General features: G+C 64.9%; 21 protein-coding genes. 14 read left to right on the forward strand and 7 right to left on the reverse strand.

Features of this window, described 5'->3' with window-relative positions; genetic code table 11:
- The first annotated feature begins 81 nt into the window (after window positions 1-81).
- Window positions 82-1,548, forward strand: a complete 1,467-nt coding sequence (locus D3877_RS27505) for an aminotransferase-like domain-containing protein (protein WP_119834075.1) — start codon at window positions 82-84, stop codon at window positions 1,546-1,548.
- Here the strand turns inward: D3877_RS27505 and D3877_RS27510 are convergent.
- Entirely contained in the window at window positions 1,506-2,729 is a 1,224-nt protein-coding gene (locus D3877_RS27510; protein WP_119833962.1) for a hypothetical protein, read from the reverse strand. The genes D3877_RS27505 and D3877_RS27510 overlap by 43 nt on opposite strands.
- A gap of 315 nt (window positions 2,730-3,044) precedes the next feature.
- Between D3877_RS27510 and D3877_RS27515 the strand changes: the two genes are divergently transcribed.
- The 10 genes from D3877_RS27515 to D3877_RS27560 all read left to right on the forward strand — a co-directional run bounded on the left by D3877_RS27515 (window position 3,045) and on the right by D3877_RS27560 (window position 11,434).
- On the forward strand, window positions 3,045-3,521 hold the full coding sequence (locus D3877_RS27515) for an SUF system Fe-S cluster assembly regulator (protein ID WP_119833963.1): 477 nt from the start codon (window positions 3,045-3,047) through the stop codon (window positions 3,519-3,521).
- A gap of 17 nt (window positions 3,522-3,538) precedes the next feature.
- Complete coding sequence (sufB, locus tag D3877_RS27520) at window positions 3,539-5,023, forward strand: Fe-S cluster assembly protein SufB (protein WP_119833964.1); 1,485 nt, start codon at window positions 3,539-3,541, stop codon at window positions 5,021-5,023.
- An 81-nt stretch (window positions 5,024-5,104) separates the two neighbouring features.
- Complete coding sequence (gene sufC / locus D3877_RS27525; RefSeq protein ID WP_119833965.1) at window positions 5,105-5,857, forward strand: Fe-S cluster assembly ATPase SufC; 753 nt, start codon at window positions 5,105-5,107, stop codon at window positions 5,855-5,857.
- Window positions 5,857-7,188, forward strand: coding sequence for a Fe-S cluster assembly protein SufD (gene sufD, locus D3877_RS27530; protein WP_119833966.1), 1,332 nt, complete (start codon window positions 5,857-5,859; stop codon window positions 7,186-7,188). Before sufC ends, sufD begins: the two co-directional genes overlap by 1 nt.
- Complete coding sequence (locus D3877_RS27535; RefSeq protein WP_119833967.1) at window positions 7,188-8,456, forward strand: cysteine desulfurase; 1,269 nt, start codon at window positions 7,188-7,190, stop codon at window positions 8,454-8,456. The genes sufD and D3877_RS27535 overlap by 1 nt, the downstream gene beginning before the upstream one ends.
- Entirely contained in the window at window positions 8,453-8,926 is a 474-nt protein-coding gene (gene sufU, locus D3877_RS27540; protein WP_119833968.1) for a Fe-S cluster assembly sulfur transfer protein SufU, read from the forward strand. Before D3877_RS27535 ends, sufU begins: the two co-directional genes overlap by 4 nt.
- A 20-nt stretch (window positions 8,927-8,946) precedes the next feature.
- A complete protein-coding gene (locus D3877_RS27545; protein WP_119833969.1) occupies window positions 8,947-9,327 on the forward strand; it encodes an iron-sulfur cluster assembly protein in 381 nt (126 codons plus the stop codon).
- A gap of 25 nt (window positions 9,328-9,352) precedes the next feature.
- Window positions 9,353-9,697, forward strand: a complete 345-nt coding sequence (locus D3877_RS27550) for a HesB/IscA family protein (protein ID WP_119833970.1) — start codon at window positions 9,353-9,355, stop codon at window positions 9,695-9,697.
- Between the two features lie 358 nt (window positions 9,698-10,055).
- On the forward strand, window positions 10,056-10,406 hold the full coding sequence (locus tag D3877_RS27555; RefSeq protein WP_119833971.1) for a NifB/NifX family molybdenum-iron cluster-binding protein: 351 nt from the start codon (window positions 10,056-10,058) through the stop codon (window positions 10,404-10,406).
- A gap of 26 nt (window positions 10,407-10,432) precedes the next feature.
- Window positions 10,433-11,434, forward strand: coding sequence for an SLAC1 anion channel family protein (locus D3877_RS27560; RefSeq protein ID WP_238475126.1), 1,002 nt, complete (start codon window positions 10,433-10,435; stop codon window positions 11,432-11,434).
- Window positions 11,435-11,488: 54 nt separating this feature from the next.
- Here the strand turns inward: D3877_RS27560 and D3877_RS27565 are convergent, their stop codons facing one another.
- Together D3877_RS27565 and D3877_RS27570 are read right to left on the reverse strand one after the other, a co-directional pair.
- On the reverse strand, window positions 11,489-12,652 hold the full coding sequence (locus tag D3877_RS27565; protein ID WP_119833973.1) for an aminotransferase: 1,164 nt from the start codon (window positions 12,650-12,652) through the stop codon (window positions 11,489-11,491).
- A 79-nt stretch (window positions 12,653-12,731) separates the two neighbouring features.
- The gene (locus D3877_RS27570; protein WP_238475127.1) at window positions 12,732-13,043 is read right to left on the reverse strand and encodes a hypothetical protein; all 312 of its coding nucleotides are present in this window, start codon (window positions 13,041-13,043) and stop codon (window positions 12,732-12,734) included.
- Window positions 13,044-13,261: 218 nt separating this feature from the next.
- Between D3877_RS27570 and D3877_RS27575 the strand changes: the two genes are divergently transcribed.
- Genes D3877_RS27575 through D3877_RS27585 form a run of 3 tightly spaced genes read left to right on the forward strand, consistent with a single transcriptional unit; the run spans window position 13,262 to window position 16,068 of the window.
- Window positions 13,262-14,365, forward strand: a complete 1,104-nt coding sequence (locus tag D3877_RS27575) for a hypothetical protein (protein ID WP_119833974.1) — start codon at window positions 13,262-13,264, stop codon at window positions 14,363-14,365.
- Window positions 14,366-14,369: 4 nt separating this feature from the next.
- Window positions 14,370-15,683: a hypothetical protein gene (locus D3877_RS27580; protein ID WP_119833975.1), complete on the forward strand. Its 1,314-nt coding sequence runs from the start codon at window positions 14,370-14,372 to the stop codon at window positions 15,681-15,683.
- A gap of 13 nt (window positions 15,684-15,696) precedes the next feature.
- Window positions 15,697-16,068: a hypothetical protein gene (locus D3877_RS27585; RefSeq protein ID WP_119833976.1), complete on the forward strand. Its 372-nt coding sequence runs from the start codon at window positions 15,697-15,699 to the stop codon at window positions 16,066-16,068.
- A gap of 31 nt (window positions 16,069-16,099) precedes the next feature.
- Here D3877_RS27585 and D3877_RS27590 read toward each other — a convergent pair whose 3' ends face one another.
- From D3877_RS27590 to D3877_RS27605, 4 genes are all read right to left on the reverse strand, one after another.
- On the reverse strand, window positions 16,100-16,978 hold the full coding sequence (locus tag D3877_RS27590; RefSeq protein WP_119833977.1) for a LysR substrate-binding domain-containing protein: 879 nt from the start codon (window positions 16,976-16,978) through the stop codon (window positions 16,100-16,102).
- Between the two features lie 22 nt (window positions 16,979-17,000).
- Window positions 17,001-18,014, reverse strand: coding sequence for a sodium-dependent bicarbonate transport family permease (locus D3877_RS27595; RefSeq protein WP_119833978.1), 1,014 nt, complete (start codon window positions 18,012-18,014; stop codon window positions 17,001-17,003).
- A gap of 137 nt (window positions 18,015-18,151) precedes the next feature.
- Window positions 18,152-19,057 (reverse strand): DMT family transporter, encoded by a 906-nt coding sequence (locus D3877_RS27600; protein ID WP_119833979.1) that lies wholly within the window; start codon window positions 19,055-19,057, stop codon window positions 18,152-18,154.
- A 153-nt stretch (window positions 19,058-19,210) separates the two neighbouring features.
- Window positions 19,211-19,699 (reverse strand): Lrp/AsnC family transcriptional regulator, encoded by a 489-nt coding sequence (locus D3877_RS27605; RefSeq protein WP_119833980.1) that lies wholly within the window; start codon window positions 19,697-19,699, stop codon window positions 19,211-19,213.
- Between the last annotated feature and the right edge of the window lie 75 nt (window positions 19,700-19,774).

Here is a 19,774-nt window from a genome sequence, read left to right on the forward strand (position 1 = left end):
GGCGCAGACAGAGACAGTCCCATACAATTTCACAAAACTGTACGGTCTACTGAATCAATACGGATGGCGGAGAGCCAAGCGATGGAACAGCGGGCAAAAACACGCACGGGCGAGGTGATGGACGCGATCCGCCGGAAAATCGCCGGTCGCGCGCTGTCCCCAGGCGAAAAGCTGCCCTCGATCCGCCGCTTCGCCGACATCATGGGGGTGTCGCCCTCGACCGTGGTGGAGGCCTATGACCGGCTGGCGGCGGACGGGGTGATCCGCGCCCGCCCCGGCTCCGGCTTTTACGTGTCGGGCGGCGCGCCGCCGCTCGCGGTGGCGGCGGTCGAACCCCGGCTGGATCGGGCGATTGATCCCTTTTGGGTGTCCCGGCAATCGCTCGACGCTGGGGCCGGAATGCTCAAGCCCGGCTGCGGCTGGCTGCCCGCCGATTGGATGCCGCAAGCGGCGATCCGGCGCGCGCTGCGCCACCTCGCCCGCGCCGATGATTCTGTGTTGGCGGATTACGGCGGCGCGCGCGGCTCCTTCGCCCTGCGTCGGCTGCTGGCCCGCCAATTCGCTGACGAAGGGCTGGCGGTCGGCCCCGATCAGATCCTGCTGACCTTGTCGGGAACCCAGGCCATCGACCTGATTTGCCGCTTCCTGCTGCGCCCCGGCGACACGGCGCTCGTCGATGATCCGGGCTATTTCAACTTTCAGGCCCTGTTGCGCGCCCATCAGGTCCGCATCGTCGGCGTGCCCTACACGCCGACCGGGCCGGATCCCGCGCTGTTCGCGCAGGCGCTGGAACAGCACCGCCCCCGCCTCTACATCACCAACTCCGCGCTGCACAACCCAACCGGGGCGACCCTGTCGCCGCAGACCGCCCACACGCTGCTCAACGCCGCTGCGGCCCATGACCTCGTCGTCGTCGAGGACGACATCTTCGCGGGATTCGAGCCGACCCCGTCACCGCGATTGGCCGCCTTGGACGGTTTGACGCGGGTCATTCGGATCGGCAGCTTTTCCAAAACCCTGTCGGCGTCGATCCGCTGCGGCTACATCGCCGCAAGGCCGGATTGGCTGGAGGCTCTGGTCGATCTGCAAGTCGCCACGAATTTCGGCGGCCCAAGCCCGGTCGCCACCGAAATCATCGTCGCGGCCTTGAGCGACGGCAGTTACCGCAAGCATCTGGACGGCCTGCACCGCCGATTGGCGCGGGCGCGGCGCGAAGCTGCGGGCAAGCTGGACATGCTTGGCGTGCGCCCCTGGCTGACGCCGCGCGGCGGCCCGCATCTGTGGTGCCGATTGCCCGATGGCCGCGACGCGGCGGCGGTGGCGCGGGCGGCGCTGCGCGACTCGCTCATCCTAGCGCCCGGCAACGTCTTCAGCGTCTCCCAATCGGCGGACGGCTTCATGCGCTTCAACGTCGCGCAAATGGAGAACCCACGCGTTTACGAGGCGCTGGGCCGCATCCTGGCCGCTCCGCCCGTCGCCGAGGGCGCAGGCGAGGACGCGGGCGATCACGCCAGCAGATTGACCGCGCCCGCTCCCGCGTCGGCTTGAGGGGCCGCCTGCGCGGCGACGGCGCTGGACAACGCGTCGCTGACGCCGCCGGTGGCGGCGGCCTCTTGACCGTTCGCCTTGTCGGCGCCGCCCAGCAGGGATGCGATGGTGATGTTGGAACCGAAGGCCGCTTGGCGCAAATTGTTGACCTCCTTTTGCGCCGCGTCGATCATTCTCTCATCGACCTTGAACTCTTCCCGCTTTTCCTTCCGACGCTTCTCGGATTCCTCCTGCTCGTTGGCGATTTTGGCGTCGCTCAACGCGCGCTTGGCGACCCTCAGCACCTTTTCGACCCGCTGCCCGAACGCGTCGGCCTCCTTGTAGCGGGACATCTTCAGGTCATTGTCGGTCATCAGGCTCTGCATCGCCGCGTGCGCGCTGTCCCGCCGATTGCTGGGGATCAAGCCGTCGCCGTCGCGCAAGCCGGACAACGCGCCGTCAACCAAGCGCGCCAGATCCGGCGGCAGGTCATCATCCTTCCCGTCCGACGAACCCGACGAGTCGGTTTTCCCCTCGCCCGCCCCGCTCAACGCCGCCGCGTCGGCGGGCGCATCGGTCGGCGGCGCGTCCAGGCTCGGGGCCGCCAACAGGGCAACCTCCGGCGCGGCCATCGCCTCTTGCGCCGGGGCCGCTTCGTCGCCAGCGCCCGCCGTCGCCGTCACTTGCAGCGAGAAGGACAGTGCCGTGTGCTGAACGGTCAGCGTGGTGACGGTGGTGGTGCGGGTAATCTCCGTCGTCCCGATGGCGCCCGCGCCGCCGGGCAGCCCCATTTCCGCCGCCGCCGCGACGCCGCCGGCATACTCCTTCGCCGCCCGTCCGGCCTCGCGCGCCAGCAAGGCCGCCTCGCGCGCCAATTGCGCCAGCTTGGTGGCGTCACCCTGGGCGAACCGCATCATCCGCTTCAGGTCTTCGATCTTGCGCTCGACCTGTTCCAACTTCTGTTCGGCGGAAGCCTTGGGGCTGCCGATCCGCCGCGCCTCCTCCAGCGCCGCCTGGGCGGTGGCGTGGTCGCTCTGCTGCTTGGCCGACAGTTTGTAGGGTTGCGCCGCCTTCGACGCCTTTTCAGCCAATTGGCCCAGCGCGTCCTTGGCCCCAAGCTCTTTTTCCCAGGGCTTTTTGGCCTGCTGCATGCGGAACATGCCGCTTTGCGCATCCGACAGAACGCTGAAAACACCGCTCATGCCCGCCGCCCTCCGGTTGGATCAACACCAAACCTAAACGGGAAAGTTTAAAAGAATCTCAAAGTCTCTGCACGTCTGCGTGCAAAACAGCGGCGCACCGTCCGCAGGCTGCGGCGGATCGTCGCGCCCGACCATCGCCGGGGCTGCTCGGTTGCATGGCAGCGTTGTATAACCAAGCGGAGCAGAGGGGGATTCCCGCCCGCAGTTTTTCTTGACAAGCCCCCCTGGAAACCGCCTAATCAGGACCAATTTAGTCCTGTATTCCGAAGCCCGCACGCCGCGTGCGGGCGGATCGGCAACCGGGGTTCCGCGTCCATGATCCGGCTGAGCAAGCTGACCGATTACGCCATCGTCGTGTTGAGCGAGATGGCGCGCCATGTCGGCGCGGTCCACACCGTCACCCTGTTGGCGGAACGCACCGGCGTGCCCGCCCCCACGGTGGCCAAGCTGATGAAGGCGCTGACCCCCGCCGGGCTGACCACGTCGCAACGGGGCGCCGCCGGTGGTTATGCGCTGAGCCGCCCCGCGAACGCAATCTCGATCGCCGAGATCATCACCGCGCTCGACGGCCCCATCGCGCTGACCGCCTGTGTGGACGGCGCCGACAGCCAATGCGGCGTTGAACGGCTCTGCCCGATGCGCGGCGGTTGGGAAAAGGTCAACAACGCCATCCGTGGCGCGCTGGAACAGGTGACGCTGGCCGACATGATGACGCCGGTTCTGTTTCCGCTTCCCGCCACCCCGTCCGTTGCGGCCCCCGCCCCGCAACCGGCGCTCCAACCGATTTCTTGAGAAGGACGAGGCACGCCATGGCCGCCCAACCGGAAACCATCGATCAAGTCCGCGCCGTCACCGAGCAGAAATACAAGTACGGCTTCACGACCGACATCGAATCCGACGTTGCGCCCAAGGGGCTGAACGAGGACATCGTTCGCTTCATCTCCGCCAAGAAGAACGAGCCGGAGTGGCTTTTGGAATGGCGTCTGCGCGCCTTCCGCGTCTGGCAGACGATGGAGGAGCCGCAATGGGCCGCCGTGAGCTTCCCGCCGATTGACTACCAGGACGCGCATTACTACGCCGCGCCCAAGCAAAAGGTCGGGCCGAAGTCGCTGGACGAGGTCGATCCCGAATTGCTGGCGACCTACGCCAAGCTCGGCATTCCGCTGCGCGAGCAGGAAATCCTGGCGGGCGTCGAAGGGTCGGAGGGCAAAAGCCCGTCCATCGCGGTGGACGCGGTGTTCGACAGCGTGTCGGTCGCCACCACCTTCAAGGCCAAGCTGGAAGAGATGGGCATCATCTTCTGCGCCATTTCCGAAGCGGTGCAAAAGCACCCGGATCTGGTTAAGAAGTATCTGGGATCCGTCGTTCCCTACACCGACAATTTTTACGCGACGCTGAATTGCGCGGTCTTCACCGACGGCAGCTTCGTCTACATCCCCAAGGGCGTCCGCTGCCCGATGGAGCTGTCGACCTATTTCCGCATCAATCAGGCCAACACCGGCCAGTTTGAACGCACGCTCATCATCGCCGACGCGGGATCCTACGTCAGCTATCTGGAAGGCTGCACGGCGCCCCAGCGCGACGAAAACCAGCTCCACGCCGCCGTGGTCGAGCTGGTGGCGATGGACGACGCGACGATCAAATACTCCACCGTGCAGAACTGGTATCCCGGCAACGCCGAGGGCGTCGGCGGCATCTACAATTTCGTGACCAAGCGCGGCGCCTGCCGGGGCAAGAACTCCAAGATCTCCTGGACGCAGGTGGAAACTGGATCGGCGATCACCTGGAAATACCCGAGCTGCATCCTGCAAGGCGACAATTCGGTGGGCGAATTCTACTCGGTCGCCATCACCAACAACCGCCAGCAGGCCGACACCGGCACCAAGATGATCCACATCGGCAAGAACACCCGCTCGACCATCGTGTCGAAGGGGATTTCGGCGGGCAAGGCGCAGCAGACCTATCGCGGGCTGGTCAAGATCCTGCCCAAGGCCGAGGGCGCGCGCAACCACACCCAGTGCGACAGCCTGCTGATCGGCGACGCCTGCGGCGCGCACACCGTTCCCTACATCGAAAGCCGCAACCGCTCCGCCCGCATCGAGCATGAGGCGACGACGGCCAAAATCAGCGACGACCAGCTTTTCTACTGCCGCCAGCGCGGCATTTCCGAAGAGGACGCGGTGTCCCTGATCGTCAACGGCTTCTGCAAGGAGGTCCTGAAGGAACTCCCCATGGAATTCGCGGTCGAGGCGCAAAAGCTGGTCGGCATCAGCCTGGAAGGCAGCGTCGGGTAAACGGGGGCGTCCCCCAAAAAGGCCAAAGCGGTCGCATCTGGGCAAGCGTGGCGACGGCGTGAGAAAAGGACAGAGCGCATCATGATCGAAATCAAGAATCTGCACGCCAAGGTCGATGGCAAGGACATCCTGAAGGGCGTCGATCTGACGATCCGCCCCGGCGAGGTTCACGCCATCATGGGGCCAAACGGCGCCGGCAAAAGCACCCTGTCCTATGTGCTGGCCGGGCGCGAGGGGTATGAGGTGACGGACGGCTCCGTGACCTATTACGGCAAGGATCTGCTGGCGCTGGAGCCGGAAGAGCGCGCCGCCGAGGGCGTGTTCCTGGCCTTCCAATACCCGGTTGAAATCCCCGGCGTCGCCAACACGACCTTTCTCAAGACGGCGATCAACGCCATGCGCAAGCATCGCGGCGAGAAGGAACTCGACGCCATGCAGTTCCTGAAGATCCTGCGCGAGAAGACCAAGGCGCTCGGCATGTCGGACGACATGCTGAAGCGCGCGGTCAATGTCGGCTTTTCCGGCGGCGAGAAGAAGCGGAACGAGACGCTGCAAATGGCCATCCTCGAACCGAAATTCGCCATTCTCGACGAGACCGACAGCGGCCTGGACATCGACGCCCTGAAGATCGTGGCGGAGGGCGTCAACGCCCTGCGCTCGCCGGAGCGTTCGATGCTGGTCATCACCCATTACCAGCGCCTGCTCGACTACATCGTTCCCGATTTCGTCCATGTGCTGGCGGCGGGGCGGATCGTGAAGTCCGGCGGCAAGGAACTGGCGTTGGAGCTGGAAAAGAACGGCTACCGCGATTTCGGCGTGGACGAGGCGGCGTGATGACGACGACCGGCTACTCAACGCGCGGGGCCGATCCGACGACCGCCCCCGCCTTCCTCGCCCCGCTCGACGGACAGTCCACCGCTGTTTTGCCTGTGGTGGCGGAGCTGCGCGCCCAGGGCCGCGCCCGCTTCGCGGCGGTCGGCCTGCCGACCATCAAGAACGAGGCGTGGCGTTACACCAACCTGCGCGATCTGGCCAAGCTGGCGGTGACGACGGCGAGCGGCGACGCCCCGATTGACCGCCTGCCAACCGTGCGCGCCGACGGGCAAAACGGCCCGCGTCTGGTCTTCGTCGATGGCCGTTTCCGCGCCGACCTCTCGACGGCCGACGGGCTGCCCGACGGCGTGCTGCTGACCGACTTCGCCAGCGCCTGCCAAAACCACAGCGGCCTGATCGCCGAACATTTGGGACGGCTGGCCAGCGCCGAGGATCGTCCGCTGGTCGCCCTGAACAGCGCCGACCTGACGGACGGCGTCGTGCTGCGCGTCGCCACCGGCGTGAGCGTGGACGCGCCCATCGAGTTGGTCTTCGTCTCGGTCGGGCGCGACGGCGCGACCACCGCCAGCCACCCGCGCGCGCTGATCGTGCTGGAGGCCGGGGCGCGCGCCGTTCTGGTCGAGCATCACGTCAGCCAGGGCGACAACGCGACGCTGAGCAACCACGTCGCCGAAATCACCGTGGGCGAGGGCGCGACGCTCCACCACTGCAAAGCCCAGCGGGAAAACGCCGCCAGCTTCCACCTGTCCCACATCGCGGCCAGCGTCGCGGCGGGCGGTTGCTACGACAATTTCATCCTGACCATCGGCGCGCGCCTGTCGCGCAACGAGGTGGTCAGCGCCTTGAACGGCGGCGACGCCCGGACCCATGTCAGCGGCGGCTATATGGTGCGCGGCAACCAGCACGCCGACATCTCGACCATCATCGACCACGCCCAGCCCAACGGCACGAGCCGCGAGGTCTACAAGGGCGTGATCGACGACAGCGCGCGCGCCGCCTTCCAGGGCAAGATCATCGTCCGCCCCCACGCCCAGAAGACCGACGGCCACCAGTTGAACCGCGCGCTGCTGCTGTCCGACAGCGCCGAGATCGACGCCAAGCCGGAGTTGGAGATCCACGCCGACGACGTCAAATGCAGCCATGGCTGCACGGCGGGCGAGCTGGACGACGCGGCGCTGTTTTATCTGCGCGCGCGCGGCATCGACAAGGAGACGGCGCGCGGTCTGCTGATCGGCGCCTTCCTGTCCGATGTTCTGGACGAAATCGCCGAAGCCCCCATCCGCGAAGCCTTCCAGGGCTTCGTCGCCGGTTGGTTGGAGGAACAACGCTGATGCCCGACGCCGACGCCATCCTGTCCCCAGCTTTCGACGTTCTGCGCGTCCGCGAGGATTTCCCGATCCTCGCCCGCAGCGTCCACGCCAGGAAGGGAAAGCCCGGAAAGCCGCTGGTCTATCTCGACAGCGGCGCCTCGGCCCAGAAACCGCGCCAGGTCATCCAGGCGATGACCCGCTTTCTGGAAGAGGATTATTCCAACATCCATCGCGGCGTGCATTTCCTGTCGCAGACCGCCACCGACCAGTTCGAGGCGGTGCGGGCCAAGGTGGCGCGCTTCATCAACGCCCCCAGCGAGCGCTGCGTCGTCTTCACCCGCAGTTCGACCGAGGCGATCAACCTTGTGGCGGCCAGCTATGGACGGACCTTCCTGAACGAAGGCGACGAGGTGATCCTGTCGATCATGGAGCATCACGCCAACATCGTTCCGTGGCAGTTGCTCCAGGCCGAAAAGAAGATCGTCATCAAGGTGGTACCCTGCGACGACGACGGGGTTCTCGACCTCGACGCCTACAAGGATCTGCTGTCCGACCGCACGAAGCTGGTGGCGATCACCCATTGCTCCAACGTGCTGGGCACCGTCACCCCCGCCAAGACCATCGCGGCGCTGGCCCACGAACGCGGCGTGCCGGTGCTGTTCGACGGCAGCCAGGCCGTGGTTCACGGCCCGGTGGACGTGCAGGAGATCGACGCCGATTTCTACGTCTTCACCGCCCACAAGCTCTACGCCCCCACCGGGCTTGGCGTGCTCTACGGCAAATACGACATTCTGAAGCGGATGCCGCCCTACCAGGGCGGCGGCGACATGATCGAATCCGTCAGCTTCGCAGGCACGACCTTCAAGGCCCCGCCCGCCCGCTTCGAGGCGGGAACCCCGCCGATCACGGAAGTGATCGGGCTGGGCGCCGCCATCGACTACATCGAATCGCTGGGCCGCGACGCCATCGCCGCGCACGAACACGACCTGTTGCAATACGCCACCCAGCAGCTTTCCCAGGTCGCCGGTTTGCGCATCATCGGCACCGCGCCGGGCAAGGGGCCGATCATCTCCTTCGCGCTGGACGGCGTGCACCCGCACGACGTCGGCACCATCGTCGATCAGTATGGCGTGGCGGTGCGGGTTGGCCGCCATTGCGCCGAGCCGCTGGCCGAACGGTTCGAGGTGGGGCCGACCGTCCGCGCCTCCTTCGGTTTGTACAACACCCGGTCGGAGGCCGACGCGCTCGTCGAATCCCTTCTCGCGGTCAAGGAGTTCTTCGGAGCATGATGGACGATCTGCGCGAGCTGTATCAGGAAGTGATCCTGGATCACGGCAAACACCCCCGCAACTTCCGCCATCCCGACGAGTCCAACCGTCAGGCCAAGGGCGAAAACCCGATGTGCGGCGACCGTTTCATGGTCTATCTGACCGTGAAGGACGGGGTGGTCGAGGATGTGGCCTTTCAGGGGCGCGGCTGCGCCATCTCCACCGCCAGCGCGTCGATGATGACGGAGCTGGTGCGCGGCAAGACGGCGGAGGAGGCCGAAACCCTGTTCCAGACCTTCCACGATTTGTGCACCAAGGACGACGAAGACCACGCCGACCATGGGCCGGTGGACGACGAGACCATGGAAAAGCTGATGGTCATGTCCGGCGTCCGGCAATTCCCGGTGCGGGTGAAATGCGCCACGCTTGCGTGGCACGCCATGAACGCGGCCCTGCATGGTCAGGATGCCGCCTCCAGCGACAGCTTTTGACGAGAGAAGGGGTGACTGACATGCCCGAAGACGCCCTGCCCCGCCAGATCGAAACCTCCGGCGAGGCCCCGCTCGACACCCGTGGCGACGACCCGCGCGAAGCCCTGATGGACAGCGTCGTGGCGGCGATCAAGACCTGCTACGACCCGGAAATCCCGGTGGACATCTGGGAACTCGGCCTGATCTACCGCGTGGACATGGATGGGGACCGCAATGTCGAGATTGACATGACCCTCACCAGCCCCATGTGTCCGGTGGCGGGCGAATTGCCCGAGCAGGTCCGCCAGACGGTCAAAAGCGTCGAGGACGTGAACGAGGTCAAAATCGAACTGGTCTGGGAACCGCCCTGGCACCAGGGGATGATGTCCGAAGTCGCCCGCCTGCAATTGGATATGTTCTGAGCGTTTTTTGAGGGAGACCACCGCCATGGCCCGTCCGCTTCCCAAGGCGATCACCATCACCGACAGCGCCGCCGAGCGCGTGAAGGCGCTGATGTCCAAGGCGACCGGGGACGTCGTCGGCCTGCGCATCGGCGTGAAGGCGCGCGGCTGCTCCGGCCTCAGCTACGACGTGCAATACGCCAAGGAAAAGATGAAGTTCGACGAGGTGGTGGAGGACAAGGGCGTCACCGTCATGATCGACCCCGCCGCCGTCATGTTCCTGATCGGCAGCGAGATGGATTACGTGGACGACAAGTTCCAGACAGGCTTCGTCTTCAAGAACCCCAACGAAAAAGGCCGCTGCGGCTGCGGGGAAAGCTTCCACGTTTGAAATCACGGGGCGGAAATATGGCGTGCCGTGATTTCCGCCCATCCCTACACATCAGCGTTTCAATCCAACAAAAAAACTGCGCGACATCGTTCCACCAACACAGCATCAATTCAATACGTTCAATCGAACATTGATTATTGTGATATCATAAGTTACTAAAGGTTGCAGAAAAATACTCCGTCGCCCATAGAAAATAAAATCACACCCGAGCAGGCCGAGCGACGATCTGCGTGAACCCGTGTTCAGCGAAACGGGGAAAAATTATCCCAATGCTCCCTCTCCCTTGCGAATTCGCAATGACAACCATTGCGCTGGCGGCAAAGCATTGGCGAAAGCCACCCAGCACCTGAGTCCAGAGATGAGATTCGCCGTCGCGAGCCAAAATTACCGCACCGTAACCCCGCATGCTGGCAGGACCCGCCGCTTCCTGCTGTTCGACGCCGTCTCCGGCAGCCAGCCGGTGGAATGCGGTCGGCTCGATCATCCACCGGAGATGACGCTCCACGCCTTCACCGGCGGTCCCCACCCGCTGGATATGATCGACGTCGTCATCGCCGGCAGTGCCGGGACGGGAGTCGTCGCGCGCCTGCGTGAGCGCGGCGTAATAGCCTTGTCCACAACCGAAACCGATCCCAGCATAGCGGTGTCGGCCTTGCTCGACGGCACGCTTCCCCCCGGCGGCGGTCATGACGGTTGCGCCTGCGGATGACGCATCCCCCAGCACAGGAGTCCACCATGAGCGACACTGGCATGACGGCCGCAGCGTCCCACACCGCAGCCCCGCCGACCGCCCGTCTGCGCGACTTCCCGGTTTCCTTCTTCTCCACCGTAATGGGGCTGAGCGGCCTCACCCTCGCCGCCCAACGGCTGGAAGCCATGCGGACGCTGCCGTCCGGCACGGGCGCCCTGCTGTTCGCGGCAACCATCGGCGTCTTCGCGATCCTGGCCACAGCCTATCTCGCCAAGGCCATCCGGCACCCGGACGCGGTTCTGGCGGAATGGCGCCATCCCATCCGCATCTGCTTCTTCCCCACCATCACCATCAGCGCCATCCTGCTGGGAACGGCCGCGCTGCCGGTGGATGCCGAACTGTCCTTCCTGCTGTGGGCGGCGGGCGCGGCGGGGCATCTCGTGCTGACGGTCATGGTCATCACCGCCTGGATCGAGCATTCCCGTTTCGAGGTGGTCCACATGAACCCGGCCTGGTTCATTCCGGTGGTCGGCAACATCCTGGCGCCGTTGGCCGGACTGCGCCACGCGCCGGCAGAACTGTCCTGGTTCTATTTCTCCATCGGGATGGTCTTCTGGTTGCCGCTGTTGACGATCATTCTCTACCGGCTGTTCTTCCACAGCCCGCTGCCTGGACGGCTGGCGCCGACGCTGTTCATCCTGCTGGCGCCGCCGTCGGTCGGCTTCGTCTCCTATGTCGGCCTCAGCGGCGGGATCGACACCTTCGCCCGGATGCTCTACTTCTCGGCGGCCTTCTTCTTCCTGCTGATGCTGCCGCAGATTCGCAACTTCGCACGATTGAGCTTCACCCTGTCGTGGTGGGCCTATTCCTTCCCGCTTGCCGCCTTCACTGTCGCCACACTGGTGATGGGCGAGCGGTCGGGCATCCGCCTCTACGGCTGGGCCGGCATGCTTCTGTTCGGTCTGACGGCGCTCCTGGTCGGGGGTCTCGCTTTGCGAACACTGCAAGGCGTGCTGCGTCGCGAGTTGTGCCGACCCGAGCACTGAATTCGCCCCCAAACGCCGCGCCTTCGATGACACGTCGCTTGGGAACGCTCTGATTCAAACCGCGCCGAAGCGCCGCGACAGCCGTTCAATCGCCGCGTCCAGCACCTCGTTTTTCTTTGAGAAGCAGAAACGCACGCAGCTTTTCGGCGCGTCTTCGACAAAGAAGGCGCTCACCGGAATCGCCGTCACCCCCGCTTCCGCCGTCAACCAACGGCAAAAGGCTTGATCGTCGCCGTCAAAGCCGAAGCGGCCGATGTCGGCCACCACGAAATAGGTCCCCGCCGACGGTTGCACCTCGAAACCCACAGCCGACAGCCCCGTTGCAAGCCGGTCCCGCTTGGCCTGAAGCCCGCCCGCCAATTCGGCGAAATAGCCGTCGTCCTTGTTCAGCCCGAAGGCCACCGCCGTTTGCAGGTTGGGCGGGGTGGTGAAGGTCAGGAATTGGTGCGCCTTGGCCACCGGCTGCAACAGATGCGGGGCCGCCGTGACGTAGCCGACCTTCCAGCCGGTCAAGGAAAAGGTCTTGCCCGCCGAACCGATCTTCAGGCAACGGTCGCGCATCCCCGGCAGCGTCATCAGCGGGATGTGGCGGCGGCCATCGAACACCAAATGCTCGTAAACCTCGTCGCACACCGCCAGCGTGTCGAAACGCTGGACGAATTCGGCGATCAGTTCCAACTCGGGCCGGGAAAACACCTTGGCCGCCGGATTCAGCGGATCGTTGATGAGGACGAGCTTGGTGCGCGGCGAAAAGGCCGCTTCCAGATCGGCCCGGGTGAAGCTCCAATCCGGGGCCTTCAGCGAGACGAAACGCGGCACGCCGCCCGCCAGCCGGACGATGGGCAAATAGCTGTCATACATCGGCTGGAACAGCACGACCTCGTCGCCCGGATTGATGAGGCCGAGCAGGCAGGCGGTCAACGCCTCCGTCGCGCCGGACGTCACCATCGTCTCCGTCTTCCAATCGACGTCCAGATCGTAAAAGCGCTTGGCGTGGCTGGCCAGCGCCTGCCGCAGATCGGGGGTTCCCATCATCGACGGGTATTGGTTCCACCCCGTCAACAGGGCCGTCGCCGCCGCGTCCAGCACGTCGGCCGGGCCGCGTTCATCGGGGAATCCCTGGCCGAGATTGATCGCGCCATGCTCCTCCGACAAGCGGGACATGACCTCGAAAATCGTGGTGCCATAGCTCGACAGGATTGCGTTGCCCGACTTCACCGATGCCTCCAAACCTCAAACGGGCGGTCAGGATGGCGGCAGCGGCGGGGGAATGTCCAGACTCCTGTCCGCCGATCTCTTATGCCGCGCTGTCGTCTTGTCGCGTGCGGCGCAGATGCCGCCGCGTCCGCAGCTTCACCCGCAGCCGTTCAATCGGACCAAGCACGCGCGGGTAGCGGCGTTTCATCCGCACGAAAAATTTCCGGGCGTCCGCCGAATTGCGCAGAACCAGGACGCCGCCCACAAGCATCACCGGCAGGCCGCCCGGCCCCGGCAACGGCGCGATGACCAATCCGACCAAAATGATCGTGCAACCCAGGCCGATCATCACCCCTTGCCGCAGCCGCGCCATGGGCGGGGCCGAAGCGGCGGGCGGCGTGTCGCGCGTCACAATCTTGATGCCTCTTTCCAGAAAACCAGCCCCCGGCATATGGGGAGGGTTGAGCGATGGAAAAGGGACAATTTGGTGACGGTCGCCCGACATCGTGACCTTGGGGACCAACCCAAGGAGCCGATTTCGGTTGGCATGTATATTGGATTTAACGCAAAATTCAGGTTAGCGGCGGCGTAATCGCTCCACACTCTCTCGCAGGCACGGTCGGAACTCTTATGCGTTCTCTCACCAATTTCGCGCCGTCCACCTTCGAGGATCGCGGCGCCGCCGTGGCCTTCACCACGCCCGTCCTGGCCCAGACGCGCGTCCGCAAGGACAGCCGGGATCAGTTGGAAGTGTTGATCCCCAACCTGTCGGAAGGGCGCGGCATTTACGTGGTGCCGTGGAAGTCGCTGCCGCTGGCCTTTCCGATGACGGTCCACGACCGGATGCTGCACGACCTGATCGCCAAAAGCGAAGGCTGCTCCCCCGACGACATCCGCAAGGCCGTTCTGGAAGCCGCCCGCTGCGGATTGGCCGGTCCCCACGCGGTTGAGGCCGCCGAGGCCGCGCTGGGCGATGACGAGGAGCAACGCCTCCTCATCAATTATCAATTGATCGTCGAAGCCCTGAAATCCGCCGGTCTGGAATCCACCGACATCCTGCGCGCGGGCCTCGCCTCGGCGCAGGGGCAGAAGCTGACGCGCGATCTGATGTCGAAGGCCGCCCACAAGCTGGGCATGGAGCCGACTGAACTTTTCAGCCGCATCGCCGAATTGGCTGGGTATCTGGAATCCATCGGCCTGTCCAGCTCGCCCAAACCCGCCCGCCTGCGCCGTCTGATGCGCGATCTCAACGGCTTTCGCGACAGCATGACCGAGTGGGCCACCGGCAACGTGTCCGAAGCCGCGCCCATCGGCGGCTTTTGCGCCGAGGTCGCCGAGCACACCGTCAACCACGCCCGCAACGTGATGACCCAGCTCGACCAGTCGGTCGCCTCGTTTGAAACGCTGTTGCGGCAATGGGACACCAAACGGCTGCTGGTGCGCAAGGCGGCCACCCGGCTGTCCTGGCTGCTCGACGGCTGGGAGTTTCTGATCGTTCTCTGGTCCGACGCCGTCACCCGCAGCCGCCACGAACAGGACATGGCGGTGCACGACATCTTCCGCGTCATCCCCCTGCTGCCCAAGGACGAGGCGCGCGCGGATCAAGTTCTGGCGGCGGAAAAGCTGTTGCAAAGCAACCGCCGTTCGGTGCGCGCCTATGTGGATTGGCGCAGCGGTCAGCTCGACGTCGATCTGGTGATGCGGATTGAAACGATCAAGGGAAGGGCGGCCTAGCATCATGGACATCAAGGACCTGATCGCGCTGGGCGACAAGCTGCTCTACATCGACGAACCAAAGTTCCGGCAGATCGTCGAGTTGCTGGAACAGATGGGCGACCACCCCGACATCCAGCAGACCATCGCGGTCATCCGCCCCCGTATGGTGGAATTGCGCGTCCACCGTCGCCCCACCATGAAGCGCCTGTTCTGCGACCCCTTCGAGGATCTGTTCGAGACCTTCGGCAAGAATGATCCCCTGCCGCTCAGCGTGATCGAGCGAGCGCTGATGAACAGCCTGTGGCCCGTGGTGGAAGCCCAGATCGGACGCCCGAAGCTGAAGGCCTATCACGGGGCGTTGCAGGACGGCCCGCAACGCGACAATCTGGCCGAAGCCTTTTGGGTGGAGGCGGCCAGCGTGGTCGCCGCTCTTGCCAGCAACACAGAAGCCGGGCGTTTCGACGACGCCCTGGATCTGCGCCTAAACCCGGATCGCGTGCGGGCGATCGCCGACATCGCCATGATTATGTCCATCGCGGCGGAAATCCGTGACCTGAAAGCGGTGCTGTCGCCCAAGCCGGTTTCCAAGCTGCACAAAGATCATCTGGACGGGATCCGCGACCTGGGCCGTCGGGTCGCCCGCGCCCGCCCCGACGCGCTGAAGATCTTCATTCTGTTGGCCGCGTCCCGTTTGAGCAACCCGTCGGCGCTGTTGGGTGGCCTGCACGACATGGATTTCGGCCAGAAACCCACCGAACGGGCCAAACTGTTCATGGAACTGACCGACACCGTGGTTGGCCAGATCGAGGACCGCTCCCGCTCCTTGAAGGCGACGCCGGACGCGCAGGCGGACCGGCTGGCCGTCGCCGATCTGGCGGTGGATCTGATCGCCAGCCTGGACGCCACCCGCAACGCCATGGAGTTGAGCCGGAACAAGGCGTTCGACCAGCGCCTGAAAGAGGTGCGCGGTTCCATTCACGAGATGGTCCGAAGCCAGATTCTCGACAACGCAGACGGCGGCATCGTCGGCGCGCTGACCGCCATGAACGGCGGCGTCAACGACCGGGCGCAGATCCTCCAGGCGGAAAATCAGGCGCGCGCGCTCCGCAAATGTGCGAGCATCGCCGACTCGCTTGGATTGCGCGGCGAATTGAAGACCGTGACGCAAAAGGCCACAACCTCCCTCACCGAACAGGCCCGAAAATCGCTGGGCGGCGGGGCGACGGCGGGCGGATCGCGGACGGGATACACCGCAATCCGCATGATCGAACTGCTGTCCGGCCCCGCCGAGGCGAACAAGCTGATGGACGACATCCTCAACGGCGGACGACGCTGACGGAGACCAGGGTATGAGCACGGGGTACACGGGTTGGGAATTGCCCGACGATGAACGCGCCCGCCTTCTGGCGCAATTTCCCCAACAGTATGAGATTCTGATCGCCCATCATGTGACGCTGGACGTTGGCGTGCCGTTCGGCCATCCGCTGCCCTACCCGGTGGCCGCCGAGGTGATCGCCACCGTCGATGACGAATCCGGTCTGCAGGCCCTGATCGTCGCGCTCAACGGCTCGACGGACCGGCCCGACGGATCGACCTTCCACATCACCTGGTCGCTGGCGCCGGGGCGTCATCCGGTCGAATCCAACACCGTCATCCGTGAATTCGGCTGGCGTCCGGTGGAGCCGATGGCGATCCATCTGATTCCACGCTTCTTCACCTGAACAACCACGCGGCGCCACACAAGCGCGCGCATCAGGTCGAGGGGGTCTTTTCCAGCGACCGGATGATGTGCTCCGCCAGCAACTCGACCGCCTTGGGCATGCTGTCGGACAAGCGGTGCAGCGCCACCTCCAAATCGTCGAGGTCCGGCAATCGGTGATCGGCGCCGACGATGTGAAAACCCGCCTCCAGCATGTCTTTGGGCAGAATCGTCACGCCCAGCCCGGCGCTGACGGCGGCCTTGATGCCGGTCAGGCTGTGGCTGGTGTAGACGATCCGCCAAGCCCGCCCGCAAGCGTCGAGCGCCTCGATCGCCCGCTTGCGGTAAATGTCCGGCGCAGGGGCCAACACCAGCGGCACCGGCGCGCCGGGACCAAGCAACAGGCGGTCGGACGCCACCCAGACCAGCGGCTCGCGCCACACCTTCGTGCCGCCGGTCGGGCCTTGCGGTTCCCGCTTGCACAAAACCAGATCGAACTCGCCCCGCGAAAAGCCGCCCAGCAGGTTGAGCGTGAAATCGCATTGAACCTCAAGCGCCACCTGGGGATGCGCTCGGGAGAAGCGCCACAGCACGTCGGGCAGATGCGCGGTGGCGAAATCCTCCGGCGTTCCCAAACGCACCACCCCGCCAACCTCCGGCTCCATCAGCATGGCGCAGGCCTCGTTGGCCATGCCCAGCAGACGGCGCGCGTAGGTCAGAAGGATTTCGCCGTCGGGCGTCAGCTCCAGGCTCCGCCCGTCGCGCTGGAACAGGCGCTTGCCCAACCCGTCCTCCAACCGCTTGATCTGCAAGCTGATGGTCGATTGCGTGCGTCCCAGCCGTTCGGCGGCGCGGGTGAAGCCGCCGCCCTCGACGATGGTGACAAAGCTCCGCAGCAGGTCGAGATCAAAGGGTGGCAAGGGTGTCGGCATCGCGTGTTTTCTGCCCGCTCCGTTAAGTGAACATCGCCCGCGTCACCGCGATGTAAAGTGGGATGCCGACAAGGATGTTGAAGGGGAAGGTGATTCCCAGCGACAGCGGCAGCGACAGGCCCGGATTGGCGGTGGGCAGGGCGTGGCTCAGCGCCGCCGGAACGGCGATGTAGGACGCGCTGGCGCACAAGGTGACGAACAGCGCGGCGTCGCCAAAGCCAAGACCAAGCGCGCTGGCCACCGCAAGGCCGACGCCCGCGCCGAGCAGCGGCATGCCGACGCCAAAGGCGATCAGCCCCAGCTTCAGCGTCATCGCCTCGCGCAGCCGGGTGGCGGCCAAGCAGCCCATTTCCAGCAGGAACAGGCTGAGCGCCCCGTCCCACGGCGCGACGAACAGACCGTTCAGCGCGGCGAAACCCGTCTTCCCAATCACCAGACCAATCAGCAGCGAGCCTATCAGCAGCAGAACCGAGCTGTTGAAGGCCGCCTCCCGGATCGCCGCCTTGATGGACACCTCCTTGCCGTCCTGGCCGAGCGACAGGGACAGGGTTCCGCCAGCGCCGCCCGCCGCGACGCCGACGGTCGCCGCCGCTCCGGTCGCCCCGGCCAGCAGCAGGCCCGTGACGATGGCCGGTCCCTCCATGATCGCCAGCGCGGCGACCATATGGCCGCCAAACAGAATGCCCTGGCTTTCCAGCAGCTTGGTCATAGTGATGAAGGTCACGAGGCTGACGGAGCCGTAATGCGCGGCGATGGCCGCCGCGTTCACCGCATCCAGGCCCACCGTCATCCGCAAGGCCGCGAAGGCCAGAACCGGCATGGTCAGGCTGACCAGCCCGGCGGTCAGCAGCAGCGGCAACACCGTCGCCGCGTCGACGCCCGTCAAGGCGACGCCCCCCTTCAGCCCGATGGCGACCAGAAGATACGCGGCCAAACCCTTGGCGAAACCATCGGGGAAGGGCGTGCGGGCGCCAGCCATCGCGATGAGCGCGCCAAGGGCAAAAAACAAAATGGGCGCGGACAGCAAGACGTCCATATCGATCCTCCTTCGCCATGATCGGTGGGCGGGCGGACTGCCCAACGGGGGCGACGATAACGGCGCCGCATCATGAGGAGAAATTGATATGTTTGAAGCTGCCCATTGAGAAATTCAATGGAGCGAAACGCTGCGCCTCAGATGTGGTCCGACGACGCCCCAGCCGCCGCGCCCTGCTTCAACCGTTGTTCGCGGTGGAAGATGAAAAGGCCGCTGCCGATGATGAGCGTGCCGCCCACCGCCATGCGCAGGCTTGGTTGCGTTCCCCAGACCGCCAAATCCAGCAAAACCGCCCACAGGATCGACACATACTGAAACGGCACCACCACCGCCGCCGGGCTGAGTTGCAGGGAACGGTTGATGAGGGAGTGACCACCCAACGCCGTCACGCCCAACAACCCCAGCAACAGAAAATCCGCCCATCCCGGCGTGGACCAGGAAAAGGGCAAGGCGACGCCACCCATCACCAAGCCACCCAAGGTCTGGTAGCTGACCAGCGACAGGTTGCCCGCCTCGCGCAGCAGGCGGGTGAAAATCAGGCCGGAGGAAAAGATCGTCGCCCCCAGCAGGGCCACCATCGACGGCAACAAATCGAACTGTCCGGTTGGGTTCAGCACGATCACCACGCCGACGAAGCCGACCAGCACCGCCGCCCAGCGCCGCCAGCCCACCGATTCCTTGAGGAACACGACCGACAGGGCGGTGACGATCAGCGGGGCCGACATGTAGATCGTCATCACGTCGGCCAGCGGCAGATAGCCGACCGCCCAATAGAAGCAAGCGATGTCCACGGTGACAAGGAAGACCCGAACCAGATGCACCGGCAGCCGTTTCACCGCGAAAACCGCGCCAAACCCCTCCCGCGCGATCAGCGGCAGCAGGATCGCCATGCCGAACAGGCTGCGCACCGCCAGCAGCATCGCCACCGGATATTCGGCGACCAGCCATTTGCCAAGGGCGTCGTTCAGCGTGAACAGGGTCATGCCGCCCAGCATCATCAGGATGCCAAAGCGGCTGTCGGCGGCGGGGGTCACGGCGGTCATGGCTCTCGATCAATCGGTCGGGGAGGGAAGCCTCCCGCCCAAAGTTTGGGCAGGGAGGAGCCGGAACGCACCTTAGCGGTTCAGACCACGCCCTTGTCCCGCAAAGCGGCGATGTCTGCCGCGCTCAAGCCCAACGCCTCGGTCAACAGGGCGTCAGAGCGATGCGTGGTAGGGGTCCGCCAGAACGGGCAAGCGGTTCGTCGCCTTCATCTCCCGCAGGGACAGATTGGAACGGATGCTGGCGACGCCCGGCAGCTTTCTCAACACCGTGTCGACGAAGCGGCTGTAATCATCCAGATCCCGGGCGACGACGATCAACAGGAAATCCGCCTCCCCGGTCGTGTTGTGGCAGCTCAACACGGAAGGGCAGGCCTGGATGATTCTCTCGAACGCCGCCGTCACATCCTCGCCATGCTGCGTGCAGACGATCTGCACGAACGCCATCACGCCGAAACCCAGAATTCTGCGGTCGAGAACCGCCTGATACCCTTTGATCGCCCCGCAGTCTTCCAGACGTTTCTGACGCCGCCAGCACGTCGCCTCGCTGAGCGAGAGTTGTTCGGCAAGCTTGGCGTTGGACAGTCGGCCATCCTGTTGAAGCCGGTCCAGAATCGCGGCGTCCATTTTATCAAGCGCGTCCATGCCGATGGATTCCTTCAGGGAGACATCAAAATAAGGAAGAACCCTTCATATCCGTGGAATAGCCGATCTTCAAAT

This window comes from Azospirillum cavernae (genome assembly GCF_003590795.1).
GTDB classification, from domain to species: domain Bacteria; phylum Pseudomonadota; class Alphaproteobacteria; order Azospirillales; family Azospirillaceae; genus Azospirillum; species Azospirillum cavernae.